Raw genomic sequence first — 23,769 nt, forward strand, 5'->3', positions numbered from 1 at the left:
GTCGCGGGATCAGGCAGCGGCCCCCGAGAACAGCGCCTTGGTGTTCTGGAAGGTGGCAACGCCGGTCTGCAGCGCCAGCTGGTCCTTGAAGACCGACCGGTCGAACGAGCTGTCGGTCTGGAACTCGCTCTGCAGCAGCCTGGTAGTCGAATCCGGCGGTGGAGTCTGGCGATTGGCCGCAATGTCCGACCGGGCGGCCGCCTTGTCCTCATCGCCGACCGACACCGCCCGGTTGTCCGGATCGAGGAAGTCCGCGATCCGGCTCAGGGCGCTGTCCCGGGTCGAAGGCTGGCTGTTCCCCGTCGGATCGTAGGGGCCAGCGGCTTGTTCCGGAGGCTTTGCGGCCTCGGTCTCGAGCTCCATCATGCTTTTCACGAGGTTCTCGGTGGCGCCTGGAGTTCCGAGGCTTTCCCTGCGCGTTTCCGGTTGGGACAGCGACAGAAGGCCATCGCCATTGGTATCGACATCCGACTTGGCGTTGGCGTCGATCAGGTTCGCGAGGCCGGTGCTGGCGACCTCGCCATAGGACAGGCCGCCATCCTTGTCCTTGTCGATCTGGCTCAGGATGTCCGTTGCGGACTGGGCCTGGCCGGAGGCGGCAGGCCCCTGTTGGCGGGAATCGATATGTAGCGCCTTGCGTGCTGCAGCGACGCCCCAGGCGGAGAAGTCGCCTGCGATTGGTGCGGTCATGGTCTCTCCTTCTGAGCAGACAGGTGGAGCCCCATGCTCGGAAGAAGAGGTTGGTCAAACCTGAACGGCCCCCCTGCGGAAGCCCCGGGCGGCGCAGGTTTTTCCGCAGGATTTTCCCGGATTTGAAAGCGTTTGGCCGAAGGGTCCCGGTCGTGCGGTGGGCAGTCGGGAAACGGTCCTCGGGTGATCCCGAGACTCATGACGGGTACATTCCCCCGGCCATCAAGCCAGGGGGCAGGTGGTGGGGCAAAGATGACGGTGCGGCCTCGGTCAGGCAGCTTTTTCCGTCAGCATCCGTTGCATCGCGGTGTAAAGCGCTTCGGCCTGGGTCGACGCCTGGTCGTTGGACGAACCGGTGTCGCTCAGGCTGGACAGGACGCCCTGCATGATCGACTCGGTCTGGCTGGGCGCCGGGGCGGGCCGGGGGGCGTCGACGGCCTCGGGCGGCGCCGCCGGGACGGTCGCGGTTTCGGTCCGCCGGTCGGTCGCCGATGCGTCGTCGGACGCCGATGCGTCGTCGGAGGCCGTCAGCGGACGGCGCGCGGACCGGGAGTCCTCGCTTTCCTCGGCTTCCAGAAGCTTGAGGCGCGTATCCTCCGAGCTTCTGGTCTGGGCCTCGGAGGAGCCGGACGCCGCTGGAGGCGGCGGGGTCTGCCGCGCGGCGCCCAGCCCGGTCAGGGCCGAGCTGGTCATCGAGATGTTCATGGCTGTCCTTTCCAGCAGTCACAATGGAGCAGGCCCGTGTCGGGAAGACACGGTCCGGCTTTCGCCATTGAACACCGGAATGGTGGATCAAATGAGGCAGAACCGGGGCATCTGTCGGCAAATACCCCGAATCGCGCGTCTGTGACCGCCGCCGGGCCGGGCCGCTCAGGCCTTGGGATGGGCCGCGTCGTAGACGTCCAGAAGCCGTGCCGTATCGACCGCCGTATAGGCCTGGGTGGTCGACAGCGAGGCATGGCCCAGCAATTCCTGGATCGTCCTGAGATCGCCCCCGGCGGCGAGAAGATGTGTGGCGAAACTGTGGCGCAGCGCATGCGGCGTGGCCGAGGCGGGCAGGCCCAGCCGGGCCCGCGCCCCCTCCATTGCCCGGGTCACCATCCGCGGGTTCAGCGCCCTGCCGCGCGCGCCGCGAAAAAGCGGCCCGTCGGGCACAACATCGAACGGGCAGAGGTCCAGATAGGCGGCGACCGCCTCGCGCGCGACCGGCAGGACTGGCACCAGCCGTTCTTTCCCGCCCTTGCCGACGATCCGCAGCATGTCGGGCAGCGGCGTGTCGCGGCCCCGAAGCCCCAGAGCCTCGGAAATCCTTAGCCCCGAGCCGTATAAAAGCGTCGCGACGGCCGCGTCGCGCGCCGCGATCCAGGGCACCTCGGGCGTGTCGCCGAGATCGGCGATCACCGCGCGGGCGGCGTCCTCGGCAAGCGGGCGGGGCAGCTTGCGGGTAAACTTGGGCGAACGCACCGACAGAACGGCGGTCGGTTCGAACCCCTCGCGCTTGCCGAACCAGCGGAAGAAGCCCTTGACCGCCGACAGCGCCCGCGCCAGCGACCGCGGCCCCAGCCCGCGCCCGCGTTCATGTGACATCCAGGCGCGCAGGTCGCGCAGCTCGATCCGGGCCAGCCGGGCGGGGGCTGCGGGTTCGCCGTCATAGTCAGCCAGAAACGCCAGAAACCCCCGCAGATCGGTCGCATAAGCCCGGATCGTGGCCTCGGACGCGCCGTCGATGGCGCGCTCCTCGGCCAGCCAGGCTTCGAGCGCGTCGCGCAGCGCCGGGCTGAGCGCGAGGCTCATGCCAGCCAGCGCCGCAGCACCCTTTCAACGGCATCGGCGAAGAATTCCATCAGGTCGGTGCCCTGATTGGGGGTGAATTGCTGCGGATCGGCCGACCCCAGCGCCAGCAGCGCGGGCAGCCGGGCCTCGCCCAGATCGAGCGTCAGCAACGCCTCGGACCGCAGCTCGGCGGCCCGGCTGCCGTAGATCGACTCGGAATGCGGTCCGGTGCGGCGCAGCACGATCCGGCGCGGCGGCCGGCTGGTGCCGTTTCCGGCATAGCTCCGGGCAAATCCTGCGGTCATCACCCGCACCGCGCCGCCGGGCGCGGCCAGCGCCGTCTCGGCCCGGTCGCCATCGGTTTCCAGAACCAGCCGCACGCAATCGACGCGCAGGATCGCGGCCAGATCGTCGTCCAGAAGCCCCAGCAGGGTTTCGAAATCGGGCGCCTCCAGCAGGCGCAGCACGGCGCGATGGATCTGGTTGGTGCCTGCGAGGTTTTCGTAGGCGGCGGCGATGACCGACCGGTGGGTCTCTTCCAGCCGGTCGAGCCGCGCCTCGAGCCGTTCCATCGCGATGCCGCGCAGATCGACGATGTTGGCGCCCATCATCTTGTCATTGGCCGCGACCAGGGCGCGCATCACGTCCGGATCGTCGAGGATCACCTTGGGCTCGTTGATGATCCTCGCGCGAAGATCGTCCGCTATCGCTGCGGTGTTGCTCATGTTTTCTGCCTCGTTTGCTTTGTATTTTGGAGGCAGGATACACCAGCCCTAAAGAATTTTCTGCCCCGTTTTTTCCCAGTCGGCCATGAACGCCGCAAGGCCCTTGTCGGTCAGCGGATGCGCGGCCATCTGTTTCAGAACCGAGGGCGGCGCGGTCACGACATCGGCGCCGATCTTGGCGGCCTCGCTGATATGGTTGACCGAGCGGATCGAGGCCGCGAGGATCTCGGTCTTGTAGTCGTAGTTGTTGTAGATCGTGCGGATATCGGCGATCAGGTCCAGACCGTCGAGGTTGATGTCGTCGAGCCGCCCGATGAAGGGCGAGACGAAGGTGGCTCCGGCCTTGGCGGCAAGGATCGCCTGCGCGGCGGAAAAACACAGCGTGACATTGACCATGTGCCCTTCGCCGGAAAGCGTCTTGCAGGCCTTCAGCCCGTCCCATGTCAGCGGCACCTTGACCGCGATGTTGGACGCGATCTTCGCAAGCTTGCGGCCTTCCTCGATCATGGCATCGGCGCCGGTCGCCACCACCTCGGCCGAGACCGGGCCGTCGACCAGGTCGCAGATCTCTTTCGTGACTTCCAGGATGTCGCGGCCCGATTTCAGGATCAGCGACGGGTTGGTGGTCACGCCATCCACGATCCCCAGGTCGTGGAGTTCGCGGATTGCCTCGATATCGGCGGTATCGACAAAGAATTTCATGAAAGCCTCCCCGGGCCTTGCTGCAATCGGTCGCGCCGGTGATAGCCGATGCGGGGCCGGGCCGAAACCCCGGTGGGACGGGGCGGCGCGATGAGGGAGGTTTTTCCCGAAGGGGCGCGGGTGGGCGTTCTGACCGCGCAGCCTCTGGGCCGGGTGCTGGACTATCTGGCGCCCGAAGGCGGCTGCGGGCTGGGCGATTATGTCGAGGTGCCGCTGGGCCCGCGCCGGGTGATGGGTGTCGTGTGGGGGCCGGGCGAGGGCAGCTTCGATGCCGCGAAACTGCGCCGGGTCGGCCGCATTCTGGACGCTCAGCCGATGCGGGACGAGATGCGGACCTTTCTGGCCCGGGCGGCCGATTACACCCTGACACCGCTGCCGCTGATGCTGCGGCTTGCCACCCGGACGCCGGGCTTGGGCGAGGCGCCGGGCGCGCTCAGGGTCTATCGCCGGGGCGAGGGGCAGCCCGACCGGATGACGATTGCGCGCGAGCGGGTGCTGGAGGTTCTGGAGGCCTTTGGCGGGCTGTCCTTCACCCTGTCTGAACTGGCGGCTGAGGCCGGGGTTTCGCCCGGCGTGATCAAGGGGCTCGTGCCCTCGGGCGCGGTGCTGGAAGAGGATCTGCCGCGCGACCGCCCCTATCCCCGGCTCGACCCGACGCGGCCCGGCAAGGCGCTGGCCGGGGATCAGGCCGCCGCCGCGCGGGCGCTTTGCGCGGGCGTCGCCTCGGGGGCCTATGGCACGACGCTGCTGAAGGGGGTGACCGGCTCGGGCAAGACCGAGGTCTATCTCGAGGCCGTCGCCGCCTGCCTGCGACAGGGCCGTCAGGCGCTGGTGCTTCTGCCCGAGATCGCCCTGACCGCCGAATTCCTGACCCGGGTCGAGGCCCGTTTCGGCGCGCGCCCCGCCGAATGGCATTCGGGCGTGACCTCGGTCGAACGGCGCAGGCTCTGGCGGATGGCGGGCGAGGGGGGGGCGCAGCTGGTGGTGGGCGCGCGCTCGGCGCTGTTCTTGCCGTTTCGCGATCTGGGCCTGATCGTCGTCGACGAGGAACATGACAGCTCGTACAAGCAGGAAGAGGGCGTTCTTTACAACGCCCGCGATATGGCGGTGCTGCGCGCCTCGCTGTGTTCGGCGCAGGTGGTGCTGGCCTCGGCCACGCCGTCGCTGGAAAGCTGGGCCAATGCCGATGCGGGGAAATACGCCCGGCTCGATCTGGCGGCGCGGTTTGGCACCGCGACCCTGCCCGAGATGGCCGCCATCGACATGCGCGCCGAAGACACGGCACCCGGGAGCTGGATCTCGCCCGCGCTCGAAGCCGAGGTTCGGGCGCGGCTCGGGGCCTCGCGGCAGTCGCTTCTGTTCCTGAACCGGCGGGGTTATGCGCCGCTGACGGTCTGCCGCGCCTGCGGTCACATGATCGGCTGCGAGCATTGCGACGCGCGGATGGTCGAGCATCGCTTCCAGCAGCGGCTGGTCTGCCATCAATGCGGCGAGACGAAGCCCATTCCTGAAACCTGCCCCTCCTGCGGGGTTGCGGGCAAGCTGGCACCGGTCGGGCCGGGGGTCGAGCGGCTGGCAGAAGAGGCGGTGGCACTGTTCCCCGAGGCGCGGGTCGCGGTGCTGTCCTCGGACCTGTTCGGCTCGGCCCGTGCGCTCAAGGCCCAGATCGAGGCCATCGCGGGGGGGGAGGCCGATATCGTCATCGGTACCCAGCTGGTGGCCAAGGGCCACAACTTCCCGCTTTTGACGCTGGTTGGCGTGATCGATGCCGATCTGGGACTGCAGGGGTCTGACCTGCGCGCGGCCGAGCGCACCTTCCAGCTGATGCGCCAGGTCGCGGGGCGGGCCGGGCGCGGGGCCGAGCGGGGGCTGGCGCTTCTGCAGACCTACCAGCCCGAGCATCCGGTGATTCGGGCGATCCTGACCGGCGACGAAGAGGGCTTCTGGCGGGCCGAGGCCGCGGAACGGCGCGCCGCCGGGGTGCCGCCCTATGGCCGGATGGCGGGGATCATCCTCTCGGCGCCCGAGGCGAAACCCGCCTTCGATCTGGGCACGTGGCTTGCGCGCAATGACGGGGCGCTGCGCCGGGTGGGGGCGCAAGTCTTCGGCCCGGCGCCCGCGCCGGTCGCGCGCATTCGCGGGCGCCATCGGGTCCGGCTTCTGGTCAAGGCGCCGAAGGGCGTGCCGCTTCAGGCCGCCATCACCGACTGGATTGCGCCGGTCAAGCTGCCGCCGAACCTGCGGCTTGCCGTCGATATCGACCCGCAAAGCTTCATGTGAGGCTCAGACAGGTCGCGCGGCCCCGTGCGGCTGGTCGATCAGGTAATCGGTCGCCATCGCCCCGATCCACATGCTGAACAGCGCCAGCCAGGCGGTGCCCGCAAAGATCGAGGCGCCGGTCACGCCCGCCCCGATGGAACACCCGCCCGCCAGCATGCCGCCGAAGCCCATCAGCGCCGCCCCGATCATCGCCTTGCGCATGTTGACCTCGGATTCGAAGCCCTGCAGCCGCAGATCGCCCCCGACCCAGGCAGCGGCGAAGGCGCCCAGGAACACGCCGGGCACAAGCCCGATGTCGAATTGCAGGATCGCCGGGCGTTCGAGGAAGAACATCAGCGTGTTGGCCGAGGGGCCGGTGAAGGTCAGGCTTTGCACCTGCACCGGGTCGAAGGCGACCTGCGACAGCCCGAAGGTCAGCACCCAGCCGACCGCCACGGCAAAGCCCACCCCCGCGCCGAAGACAAGCTTGCGAAACGAGATCCGGTTGCGCCGCGCCAGATACAGCGCCAGCACCGCAATCATCAGGCCCAGCCCCAGCCCGCTTTCGCGCGGCAGCCCGAGCCCGCCCAGCAGATCGCTGTTGCGCCCGCCCGCGGTGACCCAGAGCCCCGCGATCCGGTCGCGCAGGGGCGCCAGCCAGCCATGCAGGCTCATCTGGCCGACCACGGCGAAGATCAGCCCCGAGACCACCGAGCGCAGGTTGCCGGTCGCCGCCAGCACCAGCATCCGCCCGGCGCAGCCCCGCGCCAGCACCATGCCGACGCCGAAGAGAAGCCCGCCCGCGACCGCGCCCGACCACGAGCCCGGCACCGCCATGATCCGCGCATCCCCCGACCGCATCAGGCCCGACAGCTCGGCCGCCTGGACCCAGACGAGCGCGGTCGAAAAGCACAGAAGCCAGACCGCCAGCCGGGCGCCAAGCTGGCCGCGCGCCACCTCGACCGCCGCCGCGCGCAGGCAGAAGGCCGACCGCTGCGCCGCGACCCCGAAGATCCCCCCGGCGATCAGGCCGAACAGCGCGGCTGTCGGACCCTCGCCGATGCGCTCCACCAGCTGGACGATATCCATGCAGATCTCCTCTCTCCCTGGCCAAGGGTTCTGCCGTCGTCGGACCCGGCCCGCCTTGATCTGGGTCAGGCCCCCGCGGCCTGCGAGACCCTGCCGGAATCGTCTCGCCAGCGCAGGATTTCACGGATATGGGAAGACAATGAGCCTGCGATTTGTCCCCCTCCGCCTCGATGCCGCCGACACGCTGCCGCTCTGGCGGCGGCCTGTGTCGCTTCTGTTCGTGATGGCCTTCGCGATGCCCGTGGCCTTCGCCACCTGGTCGGCGCTTCTGAACAATTTCGTCATCGAGGCCGCGGGCTTCACCGGGGTCGAGATCGGCTGGCTGCACACGGTGCGCGAGGTGCCGGGCTTTCTGGCGATCGGGGTGATCGCGCTGATCCTCTTCATGCGCGAACAGGTGCTGGGGGTCGTGTCGCTGCTTCTTCTGGGGGCGGCGACGGCGGTCACCGCCTGGTTCCCCTCGCTGGGCGGCATCCTCACGATCACCATGCTCAGTTCGATCGGGTTCCACTATTACGAGACGGTCAACCAGTCGCTGCAGCTGCAATGGATCGCCAAGGACAAGGCGCCGCAGACGCTGGGCTGGCTGATGGCCGCGGGGTCCGCGGCGGCGCTTCTGGCCTACGGGCTGCTGGTCGTCACCTGGAAGACCTTCGATCTGTCCTACAATTTCGTCTATCTCGCCTCGGGCGGGTTTACGGCCGTCGTCGCGCTGTTCTGCCTCCTGGCCTATCCGCAATTCGAGGCCCCGAACCCGCAGGTCAAGCGGCTGATCCTGCGGCGGCGCTACTGGCTTTATTACCTGCTGCAATTCATGTCGGGGGCGCGGCGGCAGATCTTCACCGTCTTTGCCGCCTTCATGATGGTCGAACGCTTCGGCTTCGAGGTGAACGAGGTCACCGCGTTGTTCCTGATCAACTTCCTGGCGAACATGGCCTTCGCGCCGCTGATGGGCAAGGCGGTCGCGCGCTGGGGCGAGCGGCCGGCGCTGGTTTTTGAGTATGCCGGGCTGATCTGCGTCTTTCTGGCCTATGGCGGGATCTACTATCTGGGCTGGGGCGTGGTGCTGGCCGCCACGCTTTACGTGATCGACCACATGTTCTTCGCGCTGGCCTTCGCGCTGAAGACCTATTTCCAGAAGATCGCCGATCCGGGCGACATCGCCCCGACCGCCGCCGTGGCCTTCACCATCAACCATATCGCGGCGGTCTTCCTGCCTGCGGCGCTGGGCTATCTCTGGGTCACTTCGCCGGGCGGCGTGTTCCTGCTGGCGGCGGGCATGGCGGCGACCTCGCTGGCGCTGGCGCTTATGATCCCGCGCCATCCCGCCCCGGGCAACGAAACTGTCTTCGCGCGCTTCGCCCCGGCGCCGGCCGAATAAGCGCCGTCAGGCGCCGCCGATCCGGGTCAACAGCGCCTCGACCGCCCGGCTGCGATAGCGCTGGGGGTGGATCAGGACCGAAAAGGCCCGTTCTGGCCGCGCCGTCCAGTCCACTTCGCGAAACGAGATCCCGGCCGGGACATGGGATGCCAGCGTGCCGGCCGAGAGGAAACTGGCATAGTCGCTTTCCGCGACCACCGCGAGGATCGCCTCGTTCGACGGCAGCTCCATCGCGAGGCTCAGATCGGCCAGCCTCAGCCCCATCGCCGCCAGATGATCCTCGAAGACCGCACGGGTGCCAGAGCCCGGTTCGCGCACGACCCAGTCCTGTGCCAGATAGGCGGCGCGGTCGGGGGCGGGCGCCGCGGCGAGCGGATGGTCCTTGCGGGTCACCAGCGCCAGCGCGTCGCGGTCGACCACCCGGGTCAGCAGGTCGGGGGCATCGACCTCGCCCTCGACAAAGCCCAGATCGGCGGCCCCTTCGCTCACTGCCCGGGCGACCTGGGCGCTGTTGCCGATCTTCAGCGAAATCGCGACGCCGGGATGGGTTTCATGCAAAGCGACCAGCCGGGGCGGCAGCCAGTAGGACCCGACGGTCTGGCTGGCCGAGATCCGCAGCCGGCCCTGTGCTGTCTGGCCCAGATCGGCCAGCATCAGCTCGGCCGCCTCGCTTTCGGCCAGCAGGGCGCGGGCGGTGTCCATGAAACGCCGCCCGGCCTCGGTCAGCGCGATCCGCCGCCCGACCCGGTCGAAGAGCCGCACCCGGTGCCGCGCCTCCAGCGCCGCCACCGCCGACGAAACCGCCGACTGGGTCAGGTTCAGCGCTTCGGCGGCCCGGGTCACATGCTGGCGTTCGGCGACGGCCAGGAAGATGCGGATCTGTTCTAGGGTCATGCATCGGTCTTACAGGCATGCTGATAAATTAGTAAAATCGAACGAAAGCATCCAAGCAATCCGTTGGATAAAACGATTGCGCCGGTCCAGCCTGCCGCCCACGGCAACGGAAAGGCAGACCCATGACCGACACCCCCCTCGACAGCGCCCTGCGCGGGCTGGCCCGGATCGACCGCGCCGGGCTTTTGCCCGGGCTCGCGCTGACCGGGGGGCTGGCGCTGGTGGCACTGGGGCTGCACCGCGCGCTGGGCATCCCCGCGCTCAGCCCGCTGGTGCTGGCGATGGTCATGGGAATGGCGATCCGCAACGGGATCGGCCCGGTACCGCTGGCCGCCCCCGGCATCGCCTTTTCGCTGAAACGGCCGCTGCGGCTGGCCATCGTGCTGTTGGGGTTCCAGCTGACGCTGGGCCAGCTGGCGGCGGTCGGGCCGCTGGGGCTGGGGATCGTGGCGGTGACGCTCTGTTCGACCTTCGTCTTCACCAAGGCGATGGCCCGTCTTCTGGGGGTCGAGCGGCGGCTGGGCGAGCTGATCGCGGCGGGCACGTCGGTCTGCGGCGCCTCGGCGGTGCTGGCCTGCAACACGGTCACGCGCGGGTCGGACGAGGATGTGGCCTATGCCATCGCCTGCGTCACCGTCTTCGGGTCGGCGGCGATGCTGACCTTCCCTCTGATCGGGACCGCCTTGCATCTGACGCCCCAGGCCTACGGGCTTTGGGCGGGGGCCTCGATCCATGAGGTGGCGCAGGTCGTGGGCGCGTCCTTCGCGCTGGGCGATGCGGCGGGGCAGGCGGGGACCGTGGCCAAGCTGAGCCGGGTGATCCTGCTGGCGCCGCTGATCCTGACGCTGGCCCGGGTCGGCCGGTGGCGCGGCCATGCCCCCGGCGACGGGGCCGCGCCGATGCCCTGGTTCGTGGTCGGGTTCCTGGCCATGGTCGGGGTCAACTCGGTCCTCGATCTGCCCGAGGCGGCGCAGCACGGGCTGGCGCTGACGGCCTCTTTCCTGCTGACCGTGGCGCTGGCGGCGATGGGGCTGGAAACCGACATCCGCAAGCTTCGGCGCAAGGGTCTGCGCCCGCTGCTGCTGGGGGCGGCGGCCTCGGTCTTCGTGGCGGGTCTTGCGCTCGCGCTGGTGGCGCTGCTCTGACGTCAAACCCGCGATCCGTTCAAAATTCCTTCAATTCCAGATCTGCCCCATAGGCGGCCGTCGCGGGCCGCCTATATCGACTGTGGTGCAAAAGAACGGAGGTGTGTGCATGTTTTCCCTTCTGGGCCGAAAGACCGAGATGGTGCGCGAGGACGAGGCGCTGAAAGGTCGTCCCGAGCCGATCGCCACCGCCGAGACCCATCACGTCTTCGGGCGTCCGCTGCAGGCGCCGCTTCCCGAGGGGATGCAAGAGATCGTCTTCGGCATGGGCTGCTTCTGGGGTGTCGAGCGGCTCTTTTGGAAGCTGCCGGGCGTCTGGATGACGGCGGCGGGCTATGCGGGCGGCTTCACGCCAAACCCCACCTATGAAGAGATCTGCACCGGCCGCACCGGCCATGCCGAGGTGGTGCGCGTGGTCTACGACCCGGCCGAGATTTCGCTCGACCGTCTGCTGCGCACCTTCTGGGAAGGGCACGACCCCACCCAGGGCATGCGTCAGGGCAACGACCGCGGCACCCAGTACCGCTCGGCGATCTATGTTTACACCCCCGACCAGAAGGCGGCGGCCGAAGCCAGCCTCGCGGCCTATCAGGCCCGGCTGAAGGCGGCGGGCTACCGCGCCGTCACCACCGAGATCCGCGAGGCGCCGCCCTTCTTCTATGCTGAAGGCTATCACCAGCAGTACCTGTCCAAGAACCCGGGCGGCTATTGCGGGCTCGGGGGCACGGGCGTAAGCTGTCCGGGGGGAGAGACCGCCTGATCCGGGGGCCATCGGTGACGATTGCGGGGACGCGCCTTCATATCACCGGCGCCAGTGGCGCGGGATGTTCCACTCTTGCCCGGGGGCTGGCCGTACGGCTGGCCTCGCAATGCTTCGACACCGACGATTTCTACTGGCATCCCTCCGATCCGCCGTTCAGTCGTAAGCGCCCGCCGGAAGAACGCTTGGCGCTGATGGTCGAGATCTTCCTGCCCCGTTCCGACTGGATCCTCGCAGGTTCGCTGCTGGGCTGGGGCGAGCCGCTGGTGCCGCGCTTCACCCATGTCGTCTTCCTGACCCTGCCCCCCGCGCAGCGTCTGGCGCGGCTCAGGCGGCGCGAGCGGCTGCGCTATGGCGATGCCATCCTGCCCGGCGGCCCGCAGGCCGGGGCGCACCGCGCCTTCATGGACTATGCGATGGGCTATGACAGCCCCGATTTCACCGGCCGCACCCGGGTCAAGCACGAGCTCTGGCTTGAGGAGCTGCCCTGTCCGGTGATCCGGCTCGACTCCTCGGTTGCGCCCGATCTGCTGGCCGACCGGGTGATCGAGGCGCTTGACCAGACCGTCGGCGCGGCCTAGGCGCTGGGCTCTGATCCCAGCCCATCCGAAAGGCCGCCCCGATGCCCACCTATTCCGCGCTGACCACGCTGACCGCGAAAGAGGCCGCCGACGCTCTGGCCGAGGCCATCGAGGCGCGGATGGACCCCGAACCCATCGGCGTCGGCGTCTTCGAGATCGAGGACGGCTCGGGCCTGTGGGAACTGGGGGCCTTCTTCACCGAGGCCCCCGACGAGGCCGGGCTGGCGCTTCTGGCGGTGGTGCACGGGGCGCGGCCCTTCACCGTGTCCGAGGTGCCCGAGACCGACTGGGTCGCCAAGGTGCGGCGCGATCTGGCGCCGGTTCAGGCCGGGCGCTTCTTCCTTTACGGCAGTCACGATGCCGACCGTGTGCCCGAGGGGCCGGTGCCGCTGCTGATCGAGGCCTCGATGGCCTTTGGCACCGGGCATCACGGCACCACGCTGGGTTGCCTGCGCGCGGTCGACCGGCTGGCCGAGGCCGGGCTGGCGCCCGACGCCGTGGCCGATATCGGCTGCGGTACGGCCGTTCTGGCGATGGCGGCGGCGCATCTGTGGCAGGTGCCGATCGTCGCCTCCGACATCGACCCGGTGGCGGTCGAGGTCGCCGAGGCCAATGTGGCGGCGAACGGGCTGGCGGGGCGCATCCGCTGCCTCGAGGCGGCGGGGTTCGATCATCCCGAGCTGGCAGCTGCGGCGCCTTACGGGCTGATCTTTGCCAATATCCTCAAGGCGCCGCTGATCGCGCTGGCGCCCGACATCGCGGCGCAGCTGGCCCCGGGCGGGATCGCGATCCTGTCGGGGCTGCTGAACGAACAGGCCGACGAGGTGGCCGCGGCCTATACCGCCGCCGGGCTCGATCTGGAGGGGTCGGAACAGATCGGCGACTGGACCACGCTTTGTGTCCTGAAGGGCAGGGGCTGAGCCGCAAAATTGCCGCTTTCTCCCGGCATCATGGCCGAACTTGGCCGATGCGGGAGAGGGCGATGCAGGATCCCCAATATCGCGACTTCCAAAACCGGTTGCAGCGGGTGGCCGAGTTGCACCGCTCCGGCCGCGCCTTCGAGGCCGCCGACACGCCTCATTCCGGCACTCGGCCGCGCCTTTCCCTGCATCTTCCGTTGTGGCGGTCGCTGGGGGTCATGGCCGTGACGGTCACGCTGGTGAAGGTGGCGATCCTCGTCCAGATCGGCGCCCCGGCCTATGCCGAGCGTCTGGCCCAGGCCAAAAGCCGCACGCCGGTCGAGCGTGCGGCGGCTGCCATCATGCAGGTCGACCCGGCGACGGGCTGGGTTGCGCGCAGGGTCTTGGCATTGCTCGACCGGGGGCACTGACCGCCTCCGGCCGCATCCGGTCCCATGGGGCAGGGCGCGCCGATCTCACCGCAGAAGGGTGTCGATGTCGCCACGGCAGAGGCCGATATCGTCGAGTTCCCGATCGCTCAGCTGCGACAGCGCCTTGCGCGTGCGGCGCAACTCGTCCCAGGCCTGAACGCGGGCGACAAGGGCGGTGACAAAACCCAGACGCGGGGCCGTCGCCAGCAGGCCGGCCGGTTGCGGGTGCGAGAGTTCGAACATGGCCATCTTGAAGGTCCTTCCGTCGCTGCGAGTCGTTCGTCGACTGCATAAAAGCGCAGCTATTCGTCCGGAATGTGGTGCGCAACCGGGCAATTCTGCATGCGACGCATGCGCCGCGCGCATGTCGGAAACGGTCGGACAATTCCCCGTCATAAAAGGGAAAAAACGCTTCCCCGTCTGGTCGCTTTCCGACATCCAGAGGCCGTTTCCTGACCGCGGACGCAACCGGTCCCGCGATGGGGCATGAAACCGCCCGACCGCATTCCGTCTGGCCGATGTTCGCTTTTCGTGCTACTGCGTCCGAAAAGCCACAAGAAATGGGGCAGCCATGCGTGTCTTGGGCATCGACCCGGGCCTCCGGAACACCGGTTGGGGGGTGATCGACCAGCGGGGCAGCCGACTCGGTCACATCGCGAACGGCATCTGCCACTCCTCGGGCGAGACCCTGGCCGAGCGGCTTTTGTCGCTGCACATCCAGCTGACCGAGATCGTCGCCCGCTACGCCCCCGAGGCGGCGGCGGTCGAACAGACCTTCGTCAACCGCGACGCGGCGGGCACGCTGAAGCTGGGGCAGGCGCGGGGCATCGCGCTGCTGGTGCCGGCGCAGGCCGGGCTCGAGGTCGGCGAATATGCCCCGAACGCGGTCAAGAAGGCCATCGTCGGCGTCGGCCATGCCGACAAGCGCCAGATCGACCACATGGTGCGGCTGCAATTTCCGGGAATCGAGATCGCCGGGGCCGATGCCGCCGATGCGCTGGCCATCGCGCTGTGCCATGCCCATCACCTGGCGGGGGGCGCGCGGCTGGCGGCGGCGCTGGCCCGGGCCGGCGCATGATCGGGCGGCTGGCCGGACGGCTGATCCACAAGGGCGCCGATCAGGTGATGATCGATGTCGGCGGCGTGGGCTATGTCGTGCATGTCTCGGACCGCACCCTGATGGGGCTGCCGGGGCCGGGCGAGGCGGTCGCGCTTTATACCGACCTCCTGGTCCGTGAGGATCTGTTGCAGCTTTACGGCTTTCCGACGCTGCATGACCGCGAATGGCACCGGCTTCTGATGGGGGTGCAGGGGATCGGGGCCAAGGCCTCGATGGCGATCCTCGGCACGCTGGGGGCCGAGGGCGTCGGCCGGGCCATCGCGCTCGGCGACTGGGGCGCGATCAAGGCCGCGCCCGGTGTCGGCCCCAAGATCGCGCAACGCGTGGTCAACGAGTTGAAGGACAAGGCCCCCGCGGTGATGGCGCTGGGCGGCCGCCTCGCGCCCGAGCCTGCGGCCGGAGCGGTGATCGAACCCGGCCCCGCAGCACCTGCGCCCGTGGCGCGCCCGCAGGCCCCGGTTTCGACGTCGGTTTCGGCGCAGGCCGACGCCCTGTCGGCGCTGGGCAATCTCGGCTATGCTCCGTCCGAAGCCGCCCAGGCGGTGGCGCGGGCCGCGGGCGAAACGCCCGAGGCCGACACCAAGGCGCTGATCCGCGCGGCGCTGAAGCTGCTGGCCCCCAAGGCGGACTGAAGGCTGACTGAATGACCGGACCCGACCCCATGCTGCGCCCCGAGGCGCGCCCCGAGGATTCCGACCGCGCGCTGCGCCCCGAAACGCTTGACGCCTTCATCGGCCAGGCCGAGGCGCGGGCCAATCTGCGGGTCTTCCTGCAAAGCGCGCGCCAGCGCGGCGAGGCGATGGACCATGCGCTGTTCCACGGGCCGCCGGGGCTGGGCAAGACCACGCTGGCGCAGATCGTCGCGCGCGAGCTTGGGGTGAATTTCCGCATGACCTCGGGGCCGGTTCTGGCCAAGGCCGGGGACCTTGCGGCGATCCTGACCAATCTGGAAAAGCGCGATGTGCTGTTCATCGACGAGATCCACCGGCTGTCGCCCGTGGTCGAGGAGATCCTTTACCCCGCGATGGAGGATTTCGAGCTGGACCTCGTGATCGGCGAGGGTCCGGCCGCGCGCACCGTCCGGATCGAACTGCAGCCCTTCACGCTGGTCGGCGCCACGACCCGGCTGGGGCTGCTGACGACGCCCCTGCGCGACCGGTTCGGCATTCCGGTGCGGCTGCAATTCTATACCGTGCCCGAACTGGAAGAGATCGTGGCGCGCGGCTCGCGCCTGCTCGGCATTCCCGCCGATCCCGAGGGCATCCGCGAGATCGCGCGGCGCGCCCGCGGCACGCCCCGGATCGCCGGGCGGCTCTTGCGCCGGGTCGTCGATTTCGCGCTGGTCGAGGGCGACGGGCGCATCACCCGCAAGGTGGCCGACCATGCGCTGACCCGGATGGAGGTCGACGCGGTCGGGCTCGACGGCGCCGACCGGCGCTATCTGAGGCTCATCGCGGAAAACTACGGCGGCGGTCCGGTTGGGATCGAAACGCTCTCGGCCGCGTTATCGGAATCGCGCGACGCCTTGGAAGAAGTGATCGAGCCCTATCTCCTGCAACAGGGGCTGATCCAGCGGACGCCGCGCGGCCGGATGCTGGCGCAGAAGGCCTGGAGGCATCTGGGTCTTGCGGCGCCGCGCCCGGCCGGGCAAACCGCGCAGACCAGCCTGTTCGACGAAGGCGCCTGACGGGCCCGGCTGCCGCCCCGCCCTGCGTTCCTGACGACGGCGGCCGCGACAGATGCCGAAAGGAGACCGAGATGACCCCCGATGAGGTGACCGCGCTCTTTACCCGGTCCGACGGCGACTATCTGTTCGCGCGCTGGGGGCGGCCCATCGCGCCGGTGGTCTTCGGGGTCGATGACGCGACGCTGGCGACCTTCAAGGGGGCCTGCGAGGCGGTGGTTTCGCTGGCCGGGCACCAACTGACCGAAACCGACCCGGATCTGGGGTCTAACCTCATCGTCTTCTTTTTCGAAGACTGGCTGGAGCTGGTCCGGGTGCCGCATCTCGACCGGCTGGTGCCCGATCTGGTGCGCCGGGTCGGCCGGTTGCAGGCGGCGGGGGCCAACCAGTACCGGTTTTTCCGCTTCGACGAGGATGGCGCGATCCGCGCCGCCTTCGTCTTCGTGCGGATGGATGCGGATCTGGCCCGGGTCCCGGCTGAATCGATCGCGCTCAACCAGATGGTCCAGACGATCCTGCTGTGGTCCGATACCGCCTTCGCCGAGCGCAGCCCGCTGGCCCGCACGCCGGACGGTACGCTGGTGTTGCGGCCGGAGATTGCGGCGGTGATCCGGGCAGGCTATGACCCGGCGATGCCGACGGTCGCCCGGGATTCCAGCCACGCGCTGCGCCTCGCCGCCCGGATCGGCCGCACCCTTGGGCAGACACTCGCGCAGGATACATGACCCACCGCTTCGCCGTCCGCGTCTATTACGAGGACACCGACCTTGCCGGCATCGTCTATTATGCCAATTATCTCAAGTTCATAGAGCGTGGCCGGTCGGAATGGGTGCGCGGGATCGGGCTTGATCAGGGGCGGCTGAAGGCCGAGACCGGCATCGTCTTCGCGGTGCGCCGGGTCGAGGCCGATTATCTGAGCCCGGCCAGGTTCGACGACCTGCTGACGGTCGAGACCGATCTGGTGCGGGCGACGGCCGCGCGGCTGGTATTGGATCAGGCGGTTCTGCGTGGCGACACGCGGCTGTTCGAGGCCCGAGTGACGCTGGCCGCGCTGGGTCCCGAGGGGCGACCGGCGCGACTTCCGGCAGAGTTTCGCCGAAGCCTCGAAACCGGGTAGGCGAGGCCCCGCGCTGACGCGGTTGTGTTGGCAATCCCCCTTAAAACGCGCTAGCGTCCGGTGTAACGCGGGCCGGAAGAACCGGCCCAATCCAACGAGCAGGCAGAATGGAAACCGATACCCTTGCGATGGCGCAGGAGATTGACTTCTCCTTGCTCGCCCTTTTCTTGCGCGCGACCTTCACGGTCAAGCTGGTGATGCTGTTGCTGATCGTGGCCTCGTTCTGGTCGTGGTCGATCATCATCCAGAAGATCATCACCTACCGGAAGGCCCGGGCCGAGGCCGCGCGCTTCGACGAGGAATTCTGGTCGGGCGAGCCTCTGGACGAGTTGTTCGACAAGATCGGCCCCGAACCGCAGGCCGCGCCGGAACGGATCTTTGCCGCGGGCATGATGGAATGGCGCCGCAGCCACCGGCAGGACGGCAAGCTGATCGCGGGCGCCGCGGCCCGGATCGACCGGTCTATGGACGTGGCCATCGCCAAGGAGACCGACAACCTGAATGCGGGGCTCTCGTTCCTTGCGACCGTGGGCTCGACCGCACCCTTCGTCGGGCTCTTCGGCACGGTCTGGGGCATCAAGCACGCCTTCGAGCAGATCGCGCTGCAGCAGAACACCAACCTTGCCGTCGTGGCACCCGGCATCGCCGAGGCGCTGGTGGCGACCGCGCTGGGTCTGCTGGCCGCGATCCCGGCTGTGGTCTTCTACAACAAGCTCTCTGCCGACAGCGACCGGCTGGGCGGGGGCTATGAATCCTTCGCCGACGAATTCTCGACCATCCTGTCGCGCCAGCTGGACGCCTGAGCCATGGGTGCCAGCCTGACTCCTCGCAAAAGCTCGGGCGGACGGCGGGTGCGCGGCCATCGCCGCCACCCCGCGGCCATGTCCGAAATCAACGTCACGCCCATGGTCGACGTGATGCTGGTGCTGCTGATCATCTTCATGGTCGCGGCGCCGCTTCTGACCGCGGGGGTGCCGGTCGAACTGCCCAAGACCGCCGCCAGCGCGCTGCCCGCCGAGCAGGAGGCGCCGCTGACGGTGACGCTGACCGCCGATGGCAAGGTCGTCTTGCAGGAAACCGAGGTGGCCTCGGACGCGTTGGTCCCGAAACTGAAGGCGGTGGCTGCCGAACGCGAGGATGACAAGGTCTATCTGCGCGCCGACGGCGCCATCCCCTACGAACGTGTGGTGCAGGTGATGGGCGCGCTCAATTCCGCGGGCTTCCGCAATATCGGTCTGGTGACCGATACCGGCGGTCCGACCCTCGACGGGCGGGACGAGTAGGGCCGCAACATGAACACCGGGACCTATATCTCGGGGGGCGCGCATCTGGGTCTGATCGCCTGGGTGATGCTGGCCGGGCTGTTCGACGCCCCGCCGCCGAAGCCGATGGAGGTGACCGACGTGACGATCCTGTCCGGCGACGAGTTCGCGGCGCTGACGGCTCCGGCCGCGGCGCCGAAGCCGTCGCAGGAGGTCGCCCCGCCGGAGGCCCCGTCGCTGCCGCGCTCGCCGCGTCCCGCACCCGCGCCCGAGGCGCGCCCGCAACGTCCCGAACCGCCCGCGCCGCAGGCCCCGGCCGAGCCCGATACCGCGCCCGAGGCGCTGGAGCCCCCGGCCGAGGCCGATGTCGCCGAGACCGTGACCGCCCCCGAGGCGCCCGAGATCCCCGAAGCCCCCGAGGCGCCGGTGACCGATACCGCGCCGCCGCGCCCCTCGACCCGGATCGCGCCCGAACCCTCGGCGCCGCCGCCCGAGGACGCGGTCGTGGCCGAACAGCCTTCGCAGGCCACCCGCCCCGATCCGGCCGCCGAGCGGCCCACGCCCGAGGCCGACGAGGCCGCGCCCGAAGAGGCCGCGACCCAGACCGTCACCGAGGCCGAGGAACGGCCCGAGACGGGGCTGGCCATGGCCTCGTCGCCTCGGCCCCGGAACCGACCGAACCGTCCCGCCGCGCCCCCGCGCGAGACCCCGCCGCCGCCAGAGTCCGCCGCCGCGCCGCAGGCCCCGGCAGAGCCCGATGCCCCCGCCGAGACCGCCTCGGAAGAGGACAGCCTGGCCGATGCCGTCGCGGGCGCCGTCGCCGATGCGCTGTCGGAGCCCGCCGCCGCCCCCGAGGGCACCGGCGGGGCCGGGCGCGCCGCCAGCGGCCCGCCCCTGACCGCGGGCGAGCGCGACGCGCTGCGCGTGTCGGTCTCGCGCTGCTGGAACGTCGGTTCGCTCTCGACCGAGGCGATGCAGACCTCGGTCGTTCTCGGCGTGGACATGGAAGAGACCGGAAAGCCCAATATCGGGTCGATCCGGATGATTTCCTGGACCGGCGGATCGGAATCCGCCGCACGCCAGACCTACGAATCGGCGCGCCGCGCCATAGTGATGTGCGGGTCGTCGGGCTTCCCGCTGCCGGTCGAGAAATACGACCAGTGGCGTCAGATCGAGATGACCTTCGACCCCGGAAAGATGAGGATTCGATGATGCTGCGCCTTCTGACCGCGCTCCTGGCGCTGGTCCTTGGACATGCCGCGCTGCCGGCGCAGGCTCAGAACGGTCCGTTGAGGATCGTGATCGACGAAGGGGTGATCGAGCCCTTGCCCTTCGCCGTGCCCGAATTCGTGGCCGAGAACGCGGCCGCTGCCGAATACGCGCAGAACATCACCCGCGTGATCGCCGCCGATCTGGAAGGCACCGGCCTGTTCCGCGAGATCCCGCGCGAGGCTTTCCTGTCGACGGTCACGAGCTTTGCCAGCCCGGTGCAATATGCCGACTGGAAGGCGATCAACGCCCAGGCGCTGATCACCGGCGCGGTCAGCGTCGACGGCTCGGGGCGGCTCAGCGTCAAGTTCCGCCTTTACGACGTCTATTCGCAGGCGCCGCTGGGCGACGGGCTGCAATTCGGCGGGGCCACCGGAAGCTGGCGCCGGGTCGCCCACAAGGTGGCCGACCAGGTCTATTCGCGGATCACCGGCGAGGGCGGCTATTTCGACAGCCGCGTCGTCTTCGTGGCCGAGCGCGGCCCCAAGAACGAACGCGCCAAGCAACTGGCGATCATGGATTACGACGGCGCCAACATGCAGGCATTGACCGACGCGAATTCCATCGTGATCGCGCCGCGCTTCTCGCCCACCGGCGACCGCGTGCTTTACACGAGCTATGAAAGCGGCTTTCCCCGCATCTATCTGCTGGACGTGGCCAGCGGCCAGCGCCGTATGCTGGACGACCAGCCCGGCACCATGACCTTCGCGCCGCGCTTTGCCCCCGACGGGCGGCGGGTGCTGTTCTCGCTGGCCCAGGGCGGCAATACCGACCTTTACGAGCTTGACCTGCAATCGGGTCGCCGCAGCAGGCTGACCGACGCGCCCTCGATCGAGACCGCGCCCAGCTTTTCGCCCGATGGCAGCCAGATCGTGTTCGAATCCGACCGCTCGGGCACCCAGCAGCTTTACGTGATGCCCGCGAATGGCGGCGAGCCGCGCCGGATCTCGTTCGGGCAGGGACGCTACGGCACTCCGGTCTGGTCGCCGCGTGGCGATTACATCGCCTTCACCAAGCAGAATCAGGGCCGGTTCCATATCGGCGTGATGCGGACCGACGGGTCCGAGGAACGCCTGCTGACCGCGTCCTTCCTCGACGAGGGCCCGACCTGGGCGCCGAACGGCCGGGTGATCATGTTTACCCGCGAAACCGCAGGCGCGGCCGGGGCGCCGGGGCTTTACACCGTCGACATCACCGGGCGGAACCTGCGCAAGGTGCCTTATCAGGGACAGGGGTCCGACCCGTCCTGGTCTCCGCTTCAGCCCTGAGACCCGAAAGACGCGCCCGGAGCCCCGGGCGCGTTTCCCTCATCCAATGCCGCTGGTAGGATGGCCTTGCCGGCGACGATCCGAGAAAAAGGATTTCCTGAATGACCCGCATTACCACATCGATCCTGCTGATGACGGCGCTTGCCGTCTCGGCCTGTTCCAATGCCGACCGCTTCGGGTCGGCCAATGGCGCCGGGGGCGCCGGGGGGGCCTATGGCGCCAACGGCTCGCCCAGCGACCCGACTTCGGTGGCCTATTTCAACCAGACCATCGGCGACCGCGTGCTGTTCCTGGTCGACCAGAGCACCCTTTCGCCCGACGCGACGGTCACGCTGGACGGCCAGGCCAACTGGATGAACCAGAACACCGCCTATTCGGCCACCATCGAGGGCCATGCCGACGAACAGGGCACCCGCGAATACAACCTCGCGCTGGGCGCCCGCCGCGCCAATGCCGTCAAGGAATACCTGGTCTCGCGCGGCGTCTCGCCGAACCGGCTGCAGACCGTGACCTATGGCAAGGAACGCCCGATCGCGATCTGTTCGGAAGAATCCTGCTACGCCAAGAACCGGCGCGCGGTGACCGTGCTGGCCGCCGGCGCGGGGTTCTGAGGAGGACGCGATGATGCGGATTGCGGCGCTTGCCCTGACGGTGGCTCTGGGGCTGGCGGCGGGCGGGCCCGCCTCCGCCCAGTCGCGCGACGAAACCCTGGCGGATATCCGCCAGGAACTGACGGTGCTGAATGTCTCGGTGCAGGGGCTCAAGCGCGAGCTGTCGACCACCGGCGGGGCCATGGGCTCGGCCGGGGGCGGCTCGGCCCTGCAGCGGCTCGACGCGATCGAGGAACAGCTGCAACGTCTGACCTCGAAGACCGAGGAACTGGAACACCGCATCCAGACGGTCGTCGACGACGGCACCCGCCGGATAGGCGATCTGGAATTCCGGCTGGTCGAGCTTGAGGGCGGCGACGTCTCGAAGCTGGGCCAGACCTCGACGCTGGGCGACGGGTCGGTCTCGGCCGCGCCCGCCCCGATGATCACGCCCGCGCCGGATGCGGCCGACGGGATGGAACTGGCCATTGGCGAACGCGCCGATTTCGAGGCCGGAAAGGCTGCGCTCGAGGCCGGGCAGAATGCCAAGGCGGCCGAGATCTTTGCCCGCTTCGGCGACACCTATCCGGGCAGCCCGCTGTCGGGCGAGGCGCAATTCCTGCGTGGCGAGGCGCTGTCGGCTTCGGGCGACACCTCGCAGGCCGCGCGCGCCTATCTGGAAAGCTTCTCGGGCAGCCCCTCTGGGCCGCGCGCCTCTGCCGCGCTTCTGAAGCTGGGGCTTGCGCTGAAGGACCTGGGCCAGACCCGCGAAGCCTGCGTGACGCTTGGCGAGGTGCGCACGCGCTTCTCGGGAGCGGGCGAGGCGCAGCAGGCGGGGGCCGCGATGGCCTCGGCCGGGTGCAACTGAGCCCGGGCGCCGCGGCACTGGAAGCGGCGCTGGCCCGGGCCTGTCCCGGCGCGGCGCCGCTGGCGGTCGCGGTCTCGGGCGGCGGGGACTCGCTGGCGCTGTTGCTGGCGGCGGCGGCGCGGGCCGGGGCCTCGGGGCCGCCGGTCGCGGCCGTCACCGTCGATCACGGGCTTCGCCCCGAGGCGGCCGACGAGGCGCGGAGCGTGGCCGCGATCTGCGCGCGGCTCGGGGTACCCCACAGCACGCTTGTCTGGCAGGGCTGGGACGGCCGTGGCAACCTGCAGGATGCCGCGCGGCGGGCGCGGATGCGGCTGATCGCGGATTGGGCGCTGGCGCGGGGCATCGGCCGCGTCGCGCTGGCCCATACCCGCGATGACCAGGCCGAAACCGTGCTGATGCGGCTTGCGCGCGGCGCCGGGGTCGACGGGCTGGCGGCGATGGCGCCCGAACGGCAGGCGCTGGACGTGACCTGGCTGCGCCCCTTCCTCGACATTCCGCGCGCCGATCTGCGCGCCTTTCTGACCGAGCGCGGGCAGACCTGGGCCGACGATCCCTCGAATGATGACCCGCGCTTCGACCGGGTCCGGGTGCGGCAGGCGCTGGCGCTGCTGGCCCCGCTGGGGATCGGTGCCGAGGGGCTGGCGGCGACGGCCGCCCGGCTGGGCGCGGCCCGCACGGCACTTGACGCCTGCACCGCCGAGGCCGCCGCGCGGATCGCTGTGGAAGAGGCGGGCGATGTGGTGCTGGACGAGGCCGCCCGTGCGGCCCTTCCCGCCGAGATCGGGCGGCGGTTGCTGCTGGGGGCGCTGGCCTGGGTCTCGGGCGCCGACTACCCGCCCCGGGCCGAGGCGCTGGCCGCGACCCTCGCACGCCTCGAAACCGCGCCGCGCACCACGCTGCAGGGCTGTCTTCTGGTCCGCAAGGCCGGGCGGCTGCGGATCGGGCGCGAGCCGGCGGCGGTGGTGGGGCTGTCGGCGCCCCTCGATGCGCTTTGGGATGGACGCTGGCGCCTTGCGGGACCGGCCACGGGCGGCGAAGAGGTTCGGGCGCTGGGCGAGGCGGGGCTTGCGCTGTGCCCCGACTGGCGCGCGACCGGACTGCCGCGAAGCTCGCTTTTGGCCTCGCCCGCGGTCTGGCGCGGGGGGGCTCTGGTGGCCGCGCCATTGGCCGGTCGCGGAACGGACTGGAGCGCGACGGTAAACCGTCCTTTCAGGACCCGGCTACTCTCGCATTGAACATGCGCCCTCAATCGCTATCTTAGG

27 protein-coding genes are annotated in these 23,769 nt (G+C 69.5%); 19 read left to right on the forward strand and 8 right to left on the reverse strand.

The window, feature by feature from the left end; all coding sequences use genetic code 11:
* Window positions 1-9: 9 nt before the first annotated feature.
* The 5 genes from BYZ73_RS04610 to fsa all read right to left on the reverse strand — a co-directional run bounded on the left by BYZ73_RS04610 (window position 10) and on the right by fsa (window position 3,890).
* Window positions 10-690 carry a hypothetical protein gene (locus BYZ73_RS04610; protein WP_112315072.1) on the reverse strand — a complete coding sequence of 227 codons (681 nt, stop codon included), beginning with the start codon at window positions 688-690 and terminating at the stop codon, window positions 10-12.
* 270 nt (window positions 691-960) lie between these two features.
* Window positions 961-1,395, reverse strand: coding sequence for a hypothetical protein (locus tag BYZ73_RS04615; RefSeq protein WP_112315073.1), 435 nt, complete (start codon window positions 1,393-1,395; stop codon window positions 961-963).
* A gap of 165 nt (window positions 1,396-1,560) precedes the next feature.
* Window positions 1,561-2,484: a tyrosine recombinase XerC gene (locus tag BYZ73_RS04620; protein WP_112315074.1), complete on the reverse strand. Its 924-nt coding sequence runs from the start codon at window positions 2,482-2,484 to the stop codon at window positions 1,561-1,563.
* Window positions 2,481-3,188: a DUF484 family protein gene (locus BYZ73_RS04625; RefSeq protein WP_112315075.1), complete on the reverse strand. Its 708-nt coding sequence runs from the start codon at window positions 3,186-3,188 to the stop codon at window positions 2,481-2,483. Before BYZ73_RS04625 ends, BYZ73_RS04620 begins: the two co-directional genes overlap by 4 nt.
* A 48-nt stretch (window positions 3,189-3,236) precedes the next feature.
* Window positions 3,237-3,890, reverse strand: a complete 654-nt coding sequence (gene fsa / locus BYZ73_RS04630; protein WP_108026191.1) for a fructose-6-phosphate aldolase — start codon at window positions 3,888-3,890, stop codon at window positions 3,237-3,239.
* Window positions 3,891-3,980: 90 nt separating this feature from the next.
* Between fsa and BYZ73_RS04635 the strand changes: the two genes are divergently transcribed.
* Window positions 3,981-6,170 (forward strand): primosomal protein N', encoded by a 2,190-nt coding sequence (locus BYZ73_RS04635; RefSeq protein WP_112315163.1) that lies wholly within the window; start codon window positions 3,981-3,983, stop codon window positions 6,168-6,170.
* Between the two features lie 3 nt (window positions 6,171-6,173).
* Here the strand turns inward: BYZ73_RS04635 and BYZ73_RS04640 are convergent, their stop codons facing one another.
* Window positions 6,174-7,238: a YeeE/YedE family protein gene (locus tag BYZ73_RS04640; RefSeq protein ID WP_112315076.1), complete on the reverse strand. Its 1,065-nt coding sequence runs from the start codon at window positions 7,236-7,238 to the stop codon at window positions 6,174-6,176.
* Between the two features lie 139 nt (window positions 7,239-7,377).
* Here BYZ73_RS04640 and BYZ73_RS04645 point away from each other — a divergent pair, with 139 nt between their 5' ends.
* Complete coding sequence (locus BYZ73_RS04645) at window positions 7,378-8,619, forward strand: MFS transporter (protein ID WP_112315077.1); 1,242 nt, start codon at window positions 7,378-7,380, stop codon at window positions 8,617-8,619.
* 6 nt (window positions 8,620-8,625) lie between these two features.
* Here the strand turns inward: BYZ73_RS04645 and BYZ73_RS04650 are convergent, their stop codons facing one another.
* Window positions 8,626-9,513: a LysR substrate-binding domain-containing protein gene (locus BYZ73_RS04650; protein ID WP_112315078.1), complete on the reverse strand. Its 888-nt coding sequence runs from the start codon at window positions 9,511-9,513 to the stop codon at window positions 8,626-8,628.
* 122 nt (window positions 9,514-9,635) lie between these two features.
* Between BYZ73_RS04650 and BYZ73_RS04655 the strand changes: the two genes are divergently transcribed.
* The 5 genes from BYZ73_RS04655 to BYZ73_RS04675 all read left to right on the forward strand — a co-directional run bounded on the left by BYZ73_RS04655 (window position 9,636) and on the right by BYZ73_RS04675 (window position 13,329).
* A complete protein-coding gene (locus tag BYZ73_RS04655) occupies window positions 9,636-10,658 on the forward strand; it encodes a YeiH family protein (RefSeq protein ID WP_112315079.1) in 1,023 nt (340 codons plus the stop codon).
* A gap of 109 nt (window positions 10,659-10,767) precedes the next feature.
* Window positions 10,768-11,418 carry a peptide-methionine (S)-S-oxide reductase MsrA gene (msrA, locus tag BYZ73_RS04660; protein ID WP_112315080.1) on the forward strand — a complete coding sequence of 217 codons (651 nt, stop codon included), beginning with the start codon at window positions 10,768-10,770 and terminating at the stop codon, window positions 11,416-11,418.
* 14 nt (window positions 11,419-11,432) lie between these two features.
* The gene (locus BYZ73_RS04665; RefSeq protein ID WP_220086787.1) at window positions 11,433-11,999 is read left to right on the forward strand and encodes an AAA family ATPase; all 567 of its coding nucleotides are present in this window, start codon (window positions 11,433-11,435) and stop codon (window positions 11,997-11,999) included.
* Window positions 12,000-12,040: 41 nt separating this feature from the next.
* A complete protein-coding gene (locus BYZ73_RS04670) occupies window positions 12,041-12,919 on the forward strand; it encodes a 50S ribosomal protein L11 methyltransferase (protein ID WP_112315081.1) in 879 nt (292 codons plus the stop codon).
* A gap of 62 nt (window positions 12,920-12,981) precedes the next feature.
* Window positions 12,982-13,329, forward strand: coding sequence for a hypothetical protein (locus tag BYZ73_RS04675; protein ID WP_112315082.1), 348 nt, complete (start codon window positions 12,982-12,984; stop codon window positions 13,327-13,329).
* A gap of 45 nt (window positions 13,330-13,374) precedes the next feature.
* Here BYZ73_RS04675 and BYZ73_RS04680 read toward each other — a convergent pair whose 3' ends face one another.
* Window positions 13,375-13,578, reverse strand: coding sequence for a DUF1127 domain-containing protein (locus tag BYZ73_RS04680; RefSeq protein WP_112315083.1), 204 nt, complete (start codon window positions 13,576-13,578; stop codon window positions 13,375-13,377).
* 322 nt (window positions 13,579-13,900) lie between these two features.
* Between BYZ73_RS04680 and ruvC the strand changes: the two genes are divergently transcribed.
* From ruvC to tilS, 12 genes are all read left to right on the forward strand, one after another.
* Window positions 13,901-14,407 carry a crossover junction endodeoxyribonuclease RuvC gene (gene ruvC / locus BYZ73_RS04685; RefSeq protein ID WP_075785426.1) on the forward strand — a complete coding sequence of 169 codons (507 nt, stop codon included), beginning with the start codon at window positions 13,901-13,903 and terminating at the stop codon, window positions 14,405-14,407.
* Window positions 14,404-15,081, forward strand: a complete 678-nt coding sequence (gene ruvA, locus BYZ73_RS04690) for a Holliday junction branch migration protein RuvA (RefSeq protein ID WP_112315084.1) — start codon at window positions 14,404-14,406, stop codon at window positions 15,079-15,081. Before ruvC ends, ruvA begins: the two co-directional genes overlap by 4 nt.
* A gap of 11 nt (window positions 15,082-15,092) precedes the next feature.
* The gene (gene ruvB / locus BYZ73_RS04695; protein ID WP_112315085.1) at window positions 15,093-16,136 is read left to right on the forward strand and encodes a Holliday junction branch migration DNA helicase RuvB; all 1,044 of its coding nucleotides are present in this window, start codon (window positions 15,093-15,095) and stop codon (window positions 16,134-16,136) included.
* 71 nt (window positions 16,137-16,207) lie between these two features.
* Window positions 16,208-16,858 carry a hypothetical protein gene (locus tag BYZ73_RS04700; RefSeq protein ID WP_108026218.1) on the forward strand — a complete coding sequence of 217 codons (651 nt, stop codon included), beginning with the start codon at window positions 16,208-16,210 and terminating at the stop codon, window positions 16,856-16,858.
* Entirely contained in the window at window positions 16,855-17,250 is a 396-nt protein-coding gene (gene ybgC / locus BYZ73_RS04705; protein WP_112315086.1) for a tol-pal system-associated acyl-CoA thioesterase, read from the forward strand. The genes BYZ73_RS04700 and ybgC overlap by 4 nt, the downstream gene beginning before the upstream one ends.
* Before the next feature lie 107 nt (window positions 17,251-17,357).
* A complete protein-coding gene (gene tolQ, locus BYZ73_RS04710) occupies window positions 17,358-18,053 on the forward strand; it encodes a protein TolQ (RefSeq protein WP_108026222.1) in 696 nt (231 codons plus the stop codon).
* A gap of 3 nt (window positions 18,054-18,056) precedes the next feature.
* On the forward strand, window positions 18,057-18,533 hold the full coding sequence (tolR, locus tag BYZ73_RS04715; RefSeq protein WP_112315087.1) for a protein TolR: 477 nt from the start codon (window positions 18,057-18,059) through the stop codon (window positions 18,531-18,533).
* A gap of 9 nt (window positions 18,534-18,542) precedes the next feature.
* A complete protein-coding gene (locus BYZ73_RS04720) occupies window positions 18,543-19,724 on the forward strand; it encodes an energy transducer TonB (protein WP_112315088.1) in 1,182 nt (393 codons plus the stop codon).
* A complete protein-coding gene (gene tolB / locus BYZ73_RS04725) occupies window positions 19,724-21,049 on the forward strand; it encodes a Tol-Pal system beta propeller repeat protein TolB (protein ID WP_112315165.1) in 1,326 nt (441 codons plus the stop codon). The genes BYZ73_RS04720 and tolB overlap by 1 nt, the downstream gene beginning before the upstream one ends.
* A 101-nt stretch (window positions 21,050-21,150) precedes the next feature.
* Window positions 21,151-21,660 (forward strand): peptidoglycan-associated lipoprotein Pal, encoded by a 510-nt coding sequence (gene pal, locus BYZ73_RS04730; RefSeq protein ID WP_108026230.1) that lies wholly within the window; start codon window positions 21,151-21,153, stop codon window positions 21,658-21,660.
* A 13-nt stretch (window positions 21,661-21,673) separates the two neighbouring features.
* The gene (gene ybgF, locus BYZ73_RS04735) at window positions 21,674-22,507 is read left to right on the forward strand and encodes a tol-pal system protein YbgF (RefSeq protein ID WP_112315166.1); all 834 of its coding nucleotides are present in this window, start codon (window positions 21,674-21,676) and stop codon (window positions 22,505-22,507) included.
* Complete coding sequence (gene tilS, locus BYZ73_RS04740; RefSeq protein ID WP_425451063.1) at window positions 22,498-23,742, forward strand: tRNA lysidine(34) synthetase TilS; 1,245 nt, start codon at window positions 22,498-22,500, stop codon at window positions 23,740-23,742. The genes ybgF and tilS overlap by 10 nt, the downstream gene beginning before the upstream one ends.
* Window positions 23,743-23,769 lie beyond the last annotated feature (27 nt).

This window comes from Rhodovulum viride (genome assembly GCF_003265965.1).
Classification (GTDB): Bacteria; Pseudomonadota; Alphaproteobacteria; order Rhodobacterales; family Rhodobacteraceae; genus Rhodovulum; species Rhodovulum kholense.